Raw genomic sequence first — 7,868 nt, forward strand, 5'->3', positions numbered from 1 at the left:
GCGCGTTCCAGCGCCGGCAAGGGCGAGTGGGCGGTGCAGGTCGGCGCGCTGCCGAGCAACGTCTCCGCGCGCAAGGTGGCCAGTGCCGCGCGCCGGAGCGCCGCGCGCAACGCGGGGACGGTGCGGGTGGAAAAGGTGCGGCTGAAGGGGCAGACCCTTTACCGCGCCCAGGTGGCAGGGCTGAGCGAGACGAGCGCCCGGCAGGCCTGCGCCCGGATGAAGCGCGGGGCCTGCATGGTGATCGCGCCCTAGAGCGGATCGCGTCCGGATGGAATCATCCGGACGCGTGAAGATGCTCCCGAAACAACAGGCTGGAGTGGTTGAAGTGAGCCAAGGCAAACGGACACCGCTCCAGGCCGACGAGCGGCATGCGCTCGCCCGCCAGGACCCGGCGTCACGCTTCCTGGCCGGCCCTCAGACGCGCCTTGCTTTCCGGACCGCGCTCGGTTTATAGGAATATAATCAACGTCATCAAAGCATCAACTACCTAAACTGAACAATTAATCAGGACTCGTTCTGGCAGATAAAGGACTAAAAACCTAAAAGTCCTAAAGTGCCAAAACGGCCCGCACGGTGGGAAACCAAGGCCGTTCAGGCACAGCAGCGTCTCCACCGGCCCCCGTGCGCGAGACCGGGGCGCGAGCGTCAGGGCTTCCGCGGCCCGGTCTCAGCCTTCCGCCATGCCCGCCTCCCGGAGTGGGGGCGCCCCGGCGACGCGGCGCTTCGCCGCCGGAACCAGGGGCGGGAAATCCTCGGCCGTGATGGTTTCCCGCTCCAGCAGCAGCCGGCTGCCCGCCTCCACCTGGTCGCGCTGCGCCTCCAGGATCTGGGTGGCGCGGCGGTTGGCCTCCTCCACCAGCTCGCGCACGGCGAGGTCGATCTCGCGCTCCGTGGCCTCGCTCACCTCGGCGCGCGACGGCGGCAGGGCGAGGTCGCCCAGGAAACTCTGGCGAGGCGGCGCATAGGTGCGGTTGCCCAGGGCATCCGCCATGCCGTAGCGCGTCACCATCTCCTGCGCCGTTTCCGTCGCGCGCTGGAGGTCGTCGGCGGCGCCGGTGGAGATGTCGCCGTCGAAGAACAGCGTTTCCGCCGCGCGGCCGCCAAGCAGCACGGCAATCCGGTTGCGCAACTCGCTCCGCGCCAGCAGGAAGCGTTCCTCCGCCGGGCTCTGCATGGTGTAGCCCAGGGCGCCGATGCCACGCGGGATGATCGAGACCTTCAGCACCGGATCGACACCGCTCAGGTTGGCCGCCACCAGCGCATGGCCCATCTCGTGCACCGCCACGCGGCGGCGCTCCGGCGGGCTGAGGATGCGGCTGCGGCGCTCGACCCCCGCCAGCACCCGCTCCACGGCGGCGATGAGGTCGCTCTGCTCCACCGCCTCCGCCTGGCGCCGGGTCGCGGCCAGCGCGGCCTCGTTCAGCATGTTGGCGAGGTCGGCGCCGGTCGCGCCCGGGGTCAGGGCGGCGACGGCATCGAGATCGGCATCGGGGGCGAGGCGGATCCTGCGCGCATGCACCCGCAGGATCTGCAGCCGCCCCCGGCGGTCGGGGCGGTCCACCAGCACCTGCCGGTCGAAGCGCCCCGGGCGCAGCAGGGCGGGGTCCAGCACCTCCGGCCGGTTGGTGGCGCCGAGCAGGATCACGCCGCTGCGCGGGTCGAAGCCGTCCAGCTCGGCCAGGAGCTGGTTCAGCGTCTGTTCCTTCTCGTCCGCGCCGCCGGACAGGCCGGAGGTACGGCTGCGGCCCAGCGAGTCCAGCTCGTCGATGAAGATGATGCAGGGCGCCGCCTTGCGCGCCTCGGCAAAGAGGTCGCGCACCCGCGCGGCGCCGACGCCCACGAACATCTCGACGAATTCGGAACCGGAGATGGAGAAGAAGGGCACCCCGGCCTCGCCCGCCACGGCGCGGGCCAGCAGGGTCTTGCCGGTGCCGGGCGGGCCGACCAGCAGGATGCCCTTGGGCGCATGGCCGCCGAGCCGGCCATAGGAGGCCGGGTCCCGGAGGAAGGAGACGACCTCCTGCAGCTCGGCCTTGGCCTCGTCCACCCCGGCCACGTCGTCGAAGGTCACGCTGGTGTCCTTCTCGACATAGATCTTGGCGCGCGACTTGCCGATCGACATCACCCCGCCGAAGCCCTGCTTCGCGGCGAAGCGACGGAAGGCGAAGATCCAGACGAGGTAGAGCAGCGCCATCGGCACCAGCCAGGTCAGCATCTGCGCCAGGAAGCCCGGCGGCGGCGTGCCGCGCACCACCGTGACCCCCTGCTGCTTCAGCCGCTCCGCCAGGGCGGGATCGACGCGCACGGCGCTGACCTCGCGCCGCCCGTTCGCCTCCGCCTCCTTGAGCTGGCCCCTGATGGTGTCCTGGGAGACGGTGACCTCGGAGATCCTGCCCTCGCCGAGCAGGGTCTCGAACTGCGAGTAGGGCACCGTCTCCACCTGCGAGTAGTTCGCCCAGATGGACTGGAGGAAGGTCAGCAGGAAGAAGGCGCCCAGAATGTACCAGATGGTGAACTGCCGCTTCCAGAGATCGGAATCCGGCGGGTCCTTCTGCGGGCCCGTGGGTCGCTTGGCGGGGGCTGGGGGCATGTCCGGCTCTGTTCCTCGCTTGGCATCCAGGCTGGCCTGAGGCCGGCCCGCGCGGGCCTCATGGCCCCGGCCGCCTGCGCCACAGGCTGGCCGGACCTCACGGGGCGGTCGCCGGGCCGTCCAGCGGCCCGGAAAGGCACGGCGCGCTACCGGAAGGGTGGCTCGTCGAAGGCGCGCAGCTTGCGCGAATGCAGCCCGTCGAGCTGCCCGCGCAGGATCTCGAAGGTGGCGAGGCCGATGGCGAGATGCTCGCTCACGGCGCGCTGGTAGAAGGCGGTGGCGGCGCCGGGCAGCTTGATCTCGCCATGCAGCGGCTTGTCGGAGACGCAGAGCAGCGTGCCGTAGGGCACCCGCAGCCGGTAGCCCTGGGCGGCCAGCGTACCGCTTTCCATGTCCACGGCGATGGCGCGCGACAGGTTGATCCGCAGCCGCTCCTGCGACCAGCGCAACTCCCAGTTGCGGTCGTCATAGGTGACGACCGTGCCGGTCCGCAGACGCCGCTTCAGCGCGTCGCCCTGCTCGCCCGTGACCTGCACGGCGGCCTCCTGCAAGGCGACCTGCACCTCCGCCAGGGCGGGGACGGGGATTTCCGGCGGCAGCAGTTCGTCCAGGATCTTGTCCCGCCGCAGATAGCCGTGCGCCAGCACGTAGTCGCCGATCTGCTGGCTCTGCCGCAGCCCGCCGCAATGGCCGATCATCACCCAGCAATGCGGGCGCAGCACCGCGAGGTGGTCGGTGATCGTCTTGGCGTTGGACGGGCCGACGCCGATGTTGACGATGGTCACGCCATCCCGCCCGTCGCCGCGCAGCAGGTGGTAGGCGGGCATCTGGAAACGCTGCCAGGGCGCGGCGGCGACCAGCTCGGCCCCCGCCTCGGGCGAATCCTCCCGTCCCACCGAGGCGCCGCCGGGCAGGACCAGGCGGCTATAGGGACTGCCGGGCCTGGCGAGCTCGTTCAGCGCCCAGCCGGTGAACTGCTCCACATAGCGCTGATAGTTGGTGAGCAGGATCCAGGGGCGGACATGGCGCCAGTCGCTGCCGGTGTAGTGGACGAGGCGGCGCAGCGAATAGTCCACCCGCACCGCGTCGAAGAGCGCCAGCGGCCGTGGCTCGCCCTCCCGGTACTTCCACAGCGCGTCGGCGGTCTCGTCCCCCACCGCCGAGAGCATGGGCACCGGGAAGTGGCGCGCCAGCGCCGCTGCCGAGACGCCGCCGCGCGCCAGTTCGTCGCCGCCTTCCAGCACATAGGGGTAGGGGATCTCCTGCTCGCTGCGCCCCACGGAGATGCGCACGCCGTACTCCCCGGCCAGCGGGCGGAGCTGTTCGAGCAGATAGGCCCGGAAGGCGGCGGGCTGCGTCACCGTGGTGGCATAATCGCCCGGCAGTTGCAGCTTGGCCCAAGCCCGCCGGGTCGCCGGGGGCAGGTTCTCGGCATTCCAGTGCAGATGCAGGGCCGGATAGCGGAAGGCGGCGCGCTCCGCCTCGGTCGGCACGGCGCCGCCGGACACGAAACGGTCCAGGGCCGCCCGCTCGGCCTCCACGGCCGCCTCGTAGATTGCCTCCAGGCGGTCCACGGCCTCCTCGGGGGAGGCCACCGTTTCATGCCGCATCGGCTGGCATCCGTTCCTGTCTGTGCCGGCCCAGCCTGCCACAACCCGCGATGGCCGTAACCATTCCCGCGATGGTAGCGCCCTGGGATCAGGCCGGCCGGACGCCGGCCCCGCTCGGGACGGCCAGAGCCTCCTGCTCCCGGTCTTCCGGGTGGCCAAGCAGGTAGTGCGCGCTCGCCAGGCGCTCGATGGCCTTCGCGACATGGTGGCGCCGCGCGGCGTGGCGGGAGGCCCGCAAGGCGCTATCGAGAAAATCCAGCGCCGTACGCAGCTCGTCTTCAGCGGATGGGCGCAGGAAAGGAAAATGCGGCATCGGTACGGAAAACCATCAATCTCACGGCTTCGTGAGAATAGGCGATCGCATCCAGGATGTCAGATGAATTCTTGGATGAGTCCGGCAGATGCCGTGCCGGAACCCCGCCCCATCCCCTTGTCCTACCGGCTGGAGCAGCGGCGGGCTTGCGCCTGGGCTCCGGGCGGCCTATCGGGCGCGCGCCTTACCTTTTTCGCAGGGAACCCAGCCCGATGGCCATCGAGCGTACCTTCAGCATCATCAAGCCCGACGCCACCCGGCGTAACCTGACCGGCAAGATCAACGCCGTGTTCGAGGAGAAGGGCCTGCGCATCGTCGCGCAGAAGCGCATCCTGATGTCGCAGCAGCAGGCCGAGACCTTCTACGGCGTGCACAAGGAGCGTCCCTTCTTCAAGGACCTCGTCTCCTTCATGACCTCCGGCCCGGTGGTGGTGCAGGTCCTCGAGGGCGAGGGCGCCGTGGCCAAGAACCGCGAGATCATGGGCGCCACCAACCCGGCCAATGCCGCCGAGGGCACCATCCGCAAGCTCTTCGCCGAGAGCATCGAGGCGAACAGCGTGCACGGGTCCGACAGCCCGGAGAACGCGGCGATCGAGATCGCGTATTTCTTCGCCGGTTCCGAGATCACCGGCTGATTCCGGCCCGGGCGAGGGGCGGCATCCCGCCCCTCGCCCATCCCGGCCTTGCGGACGGGAAACCCCGCTCCCCGGCTCAGCCGAGGAAGGCGTAGAGCAGCAGCAGGATCACCACGATCGCGCCGATTCCCCAGGCGGCGGCCCGGGTGAAGGCGTGCCAGCCGGCCTCGCGCTCGGACAGGATGTCCTCCGCCCGCACCGGTACCATGTCGATATGCTGCCGTGCCTCGGCCATGCTCCGCCCCGATCCCTGCTTCACGCCTCCGCCTTGTGCCGGAGGATTCAGGCTTTTTCTGTAGGCAGGGCAGCGAAGGCGGGCAAGGGATTCGCCATGGCGCCCGTTGCAGAGGGCAGAGCGGCCGTCGCCTCTTCGGCGATCCGGCGCATGGCGGGCAGCGGCCCGGCGCCGTGGCGCGCCAGCCAGACGGCCATCCAGGCCAGGGCGGCCGGATAGAGCCGGTGCTCCTGCGCCAGCACGCGGGCGGCGAGGGTCGCCTCGTCGTCGCCCGGCAGCACGGGCACGGCGGCCTGGGCCAGGATCGGCCCCTCGTCCACCCCCGCCGAGACCAGGTGCACCGTGCAGCCATGCAGCCGCACCCCGGCCTCCAGGGCGCGGGCATGCGTGTCCAGCCCCGGGAAGGCGGGCAGGAGGGACGGGTGGATGTTCAGCATCCGGCCTTCCCAGCGGCGGGTGAAGCCTTCCGTCAGCACGCGCATGAAGCCGGCCAGGGCGATCATCCCGATGCGGTGCGACTCCAGCACAGCCTGCATCGCCGCCTCGAAGCCTTCCCGGTCGCCCTTGTGGGCGCGGCTCTCGACCACGGCCACCGGAATGCCCGCGGCCTCCGCCCGCGCCAGCCCGGCGGCGCCGGCGCGGTTGGACAGGACCAGCGCGATCCGCGCCGGATAGGACGGATCGGTGGCGGCCTCCAGCAGCGCGGCCATGTTGCTGCCGCGGCCGGAGATCAGCACCGCCACGCGCGGGCGGCGGTCCTCCCCGCCAGCCGGACCTGTCACGGCTGCGGCCACCGGGCTGTCAGGTTGTCCACCCGCACGCTGGCCTCGTCGCCCTCCGGCGCCGTCTCGATGCGTCCGATGCGGGCCACCGTCTCGCCAGCCTCCTGCAACAGCCGCGTGGCTTCCCCGACGGAATTCTCGGCCACCACCAGCACCATGCCGAGGCCGCAGTTGAAGACGCGCAGCATCTCCTCCGGCACCACGCCGCCCATCCTGGCCAGCCAGGCGAAGACCGGCGGCGGCGTCCAGGCGGCGGCATCCACCACCGCCACGGTGCCGGCCGGCAGCACGCGCGGCAGGTTGCCCGGCAGCCCGCCGCCGGTGATATGCGCGGCGGCCTTCAGCAGCCCGGCGCGGTGCACGGCGAGGACGGATTTCACATAGATCCGGGTCGGCTCCAGCAGCGCCTCGCCCAGCGTCCTGCCGCTGGCGAAGGGGGCCGGGTCCTTCAGCCCGGCATTGCCGCCCCCCACGATCCGCCGCACCAGCGAGTAGCCATTGGAATGCACGCCGGAGGACAGCAGGCCCAGCAGCACGTCGCCCGCGCCGACATCAGGCTTCGGCAGCAGGTCCGTGCGCTCCGCCGCGCCGACCGAGAAGCCGGCGAGGTCGTAGTCGCCCTTGCCGTACATGCCGGGCATCTCGGCGGTCTCGCCGCCCACCAGGGCGCAGCCCGCCTGGCGGCAGCCCTCGGCGATGCCGGCGACCACGGCGCTGGCCTGCGCCACCTCCAGCTTGCCGGTGGCGAAGTAGTCCAGAAAGAAGAGCGGCTCGGCGCCCTGCACCACGAGGTCGTTCACGCACATGGCCACGAGGTCGATGCCGACGCCGTCATGGTGGCCCGAATCGATGGCCAGCCGCAGCTTGGTGCCCACGCCGTCGGTGGAGGAGACCAGGACCGGATCCTTGAAGCCCGCGGCCTTCAGGTCGAACAGCGCGCCGAACCCGCCGAGTCCGCCCATGGTCCCGCTTCGGTCCGTGGACCTGGCGAGGGGCTTGATGGCGTCCACCAGCGCGTCACCCGCCTCGATGTCCACCCCGGCGTCACGATAGGTCAGGCTGGCCATGGTCGCTCCCGATCGGCTATGCCCCAGGGCTTCGGAAGGTTTTGAAGGGCGGACGATGCCGGACCAACTGCCGAGCCTGGGCGCGAGCGGAAGGCAACACCACGTCTGGCGGGGCGGTGCAACATCCCTGCGCCTCGTGGCTGCCCTTCTTCCCGCGCTCTGCGCCTTGCCCGGGCTGGCTGCGGCACAGGGATTCCCCACGATTCCGCCCCCCGTGCCCCCGGCGGCGAGCGCCCCGGCCGCGAGCACGCCGGAGGCCAGTGCGGCCGCCCCGACATCCGGGACCGGTGCCGCCGCCGCGCCCGCCACGGGCGGCGGCTATACCCAGCGCGGCGTCCCGGCCGAGGCCACGGCCAAGAACGCCGTGGAGGCGCGGGAGCAGGCCTATGCCTCCGCGCAGCGCATCGCCTATGAGCGCATGGCGGGCGAACTGGGCCTGCCGACCGGCCTTTCCGCCAGCCAGATCGACCGGCTGGTCTCCTCCGTGGTGGTGGAGCAGGAACGCTCGACCCTGACCGGCTTCTCCGGCCGCGTGACGGTGAACTTCAACCCCGGCCGCGTGGCCGTCCTGGGCGGGCGCAGCGGCGCGACGGCGCAGGCCGGGGGCGGTGGCGCCTCGCCCACGGCACCCTCGCC

At 71.3% G+C, this 7,868-nt stretch carries 8 protein-coding genes and 1 pseudogene; 3 read left to right on the top strand and 6 right to left on the bottom strand.

The genetic code is table 11. The features are described from left to right. A partial coding sequence (locus tag ROTAS13_RS15370; RefSeq protein WP_171979108.1) for an SPOR domain-containing protein occupies positions 1-252 on the top strand: 252 nt, incomplete at its 5' end. Positions 253-667: 415 nt separating this feature from the next. Here ROTAS13_RS15370 and ftsH read toward each other — a convergent pair. From ftsH to ROTAS13_RS15385, 3 genes are all read right to left on the bottom strand, one after another. Further along, on the bottom strand, positions 668-2,590 hold the full coding sequence (ftsH, locus tag ROTAS13_RS15375; RefSeq protein WP_019461731.1) for an ATP-dependent zinc metalloprotease FtsH: 1,923 nt from the start codon (positions 2,588-2,590) through the stop codon (positions 668-670). 146 nt (positions 2,591-2,736) lie between these two features. After that, positions 2,737-4,200, bottom strand: coding sequence for an AMP nucleosidase (locus tag ROTAS13_RS15380; RefSeq protein WP_019461730.1), 1,464 nt, complete (start codon positions 4,198-4,200; stop codon positions 2,737-2,739). 88 nt (positions 4,201-4,288) lie between these two features. Then, positions 4,289-4,513 (bottom strand): hypothetical protein, encoded by a 225-nt coding sequence (locus ROTAS13_RS15385; protein ID WP_075822773.1) that lies wholly within the window; start codon positions 4,511-4,513, stop codon positions 4,289-4,291. A gap of 212 nt (positions 4,514-4,725) precedes the next feature. Here ROTAS13_RS15385 and ndk point away from each other — a divergent pair, with 212 nt between their 5' ends. After that, a complete protein-coding gene (ndk, locus tag ROTAS13_RS15390) occupies positions 4,726-5,148 on the top strand; it encodes a nucleoside-diphosphate kinase (protein WP_058389858.1) in 423 nt (140 codons plus the stop codon). A gap of 76 nt (positions 5,149-5,224) precedes the next feature. On the opposite strand, the gene ROTAS13_RS15395 is transcribed toward ndk, so the two are convergent. From ROTAS13_RS15395 to purM, 3 genes are read right to left on the bottom strand one after another with little or no spacing between them, the layout of a single operon-like run. Continuing rightward, on the bottom strand, positions 5,225-5,383 hold the full coding sequence (locus tag ROTAS13_RS15395) for a hypothetical protein (protein ID WP_019461727.1): 159 nt from the start codon (positions 5,381-5,383) through the stop codon (positions 5,225-5,227). Positions 5,384-5,430: 47 nt separating this feature from the next. Continuing rightward, positions 5,431-6,165, bottom strand: a complete 735-nt coding sequence (purN, locus tag ROTAS13_RS15400) for a phosphoribosylglycinamide formyltransferase (RefSeq protein WP_314209519.1) — start codon at positions 6,163-6,165, stop codon at positions 5,431-5,433. After that, positions 6,162-7,232 (bottom strand): phosphoribosylformylglycinamidine cyclo-ligase, encoded by a 1,071-nt coding sequence (gene purM / locus ROTAS13_RS15405; protein ID WP_075822774.1) that lies wholly within the window; start codon positions 7,230-7,232, stop codon positions 6,162-6,164. Before purM ends, purN begins: the two co-directional genes overlap by 4 nt. A 214-nt stretch (positions 7,233-7,446) precedes the next feature. Between purM and ROTAS13_RS15410 the strand changes: the two are divergent. Further along, positions 7,447-7,868, top strand: a pseudogene (locus ROTAS13_RS15410) (hypothetical protein); the annotation flags it as partial.

The organism is Roseomonas sp. TAS13, assembly GCF_001950415.1.
GTDB lineage: Bacteria > Pseudomonadota > Alphaproteobacteria > Acetobacterales > Acetobacteraceae > Roseomonas > Roseomonas mucosa.

What these genes read in the sequence shown, in the direction of transcription:
- ROTAS13_RS15380 (WP_019461730.1), bottom strand. Translation starts at nt 4,200, where the DNA reads ATGCGGCATGAAACGGTGGCCTCCCCCGAGGAGGCCGTGGACCGCCTG.
- ftsH (WP_019461731.1), bottom strand. Translation starts at nt 2,590, where the DNA reads ATGCCCCCAGCCCCCGCCAAGCGACCCACGGGCCCGCAGAAGGACCCG.
- purM (WP_075822774.1), bottom strand. Translation starts at nt 7,232, where the DNA reads ATGGCCAGCCTGACCTATCGTGACGCCGGGGTGGACATCGAGGCGGGT.
- ndk (WP_058389858.1), top strand. Translation starts at nt 4,726, where the DNA reads ATGGCCATCGAGCGTACCTTCAGCATCATCAAGCCCGACGCCACCCGG.
- ROTAS13_RS15395 (WP_019461727.1), bottom strand. Translation starts at nt 5,383, where the DNA reads ATGGCCGAGGCACGGCAGCATATCGACATGGTACCGGTGCGGGCGGAG.
- ROTAS13_RS15385 (WP_075822773.1), bottom strand. Translation starts at nt 4,513, where the DNA reads ATGCCGCATTTTCCTTTCCTGCGCCCATCCGCTGAAGACGAGCTGCGT.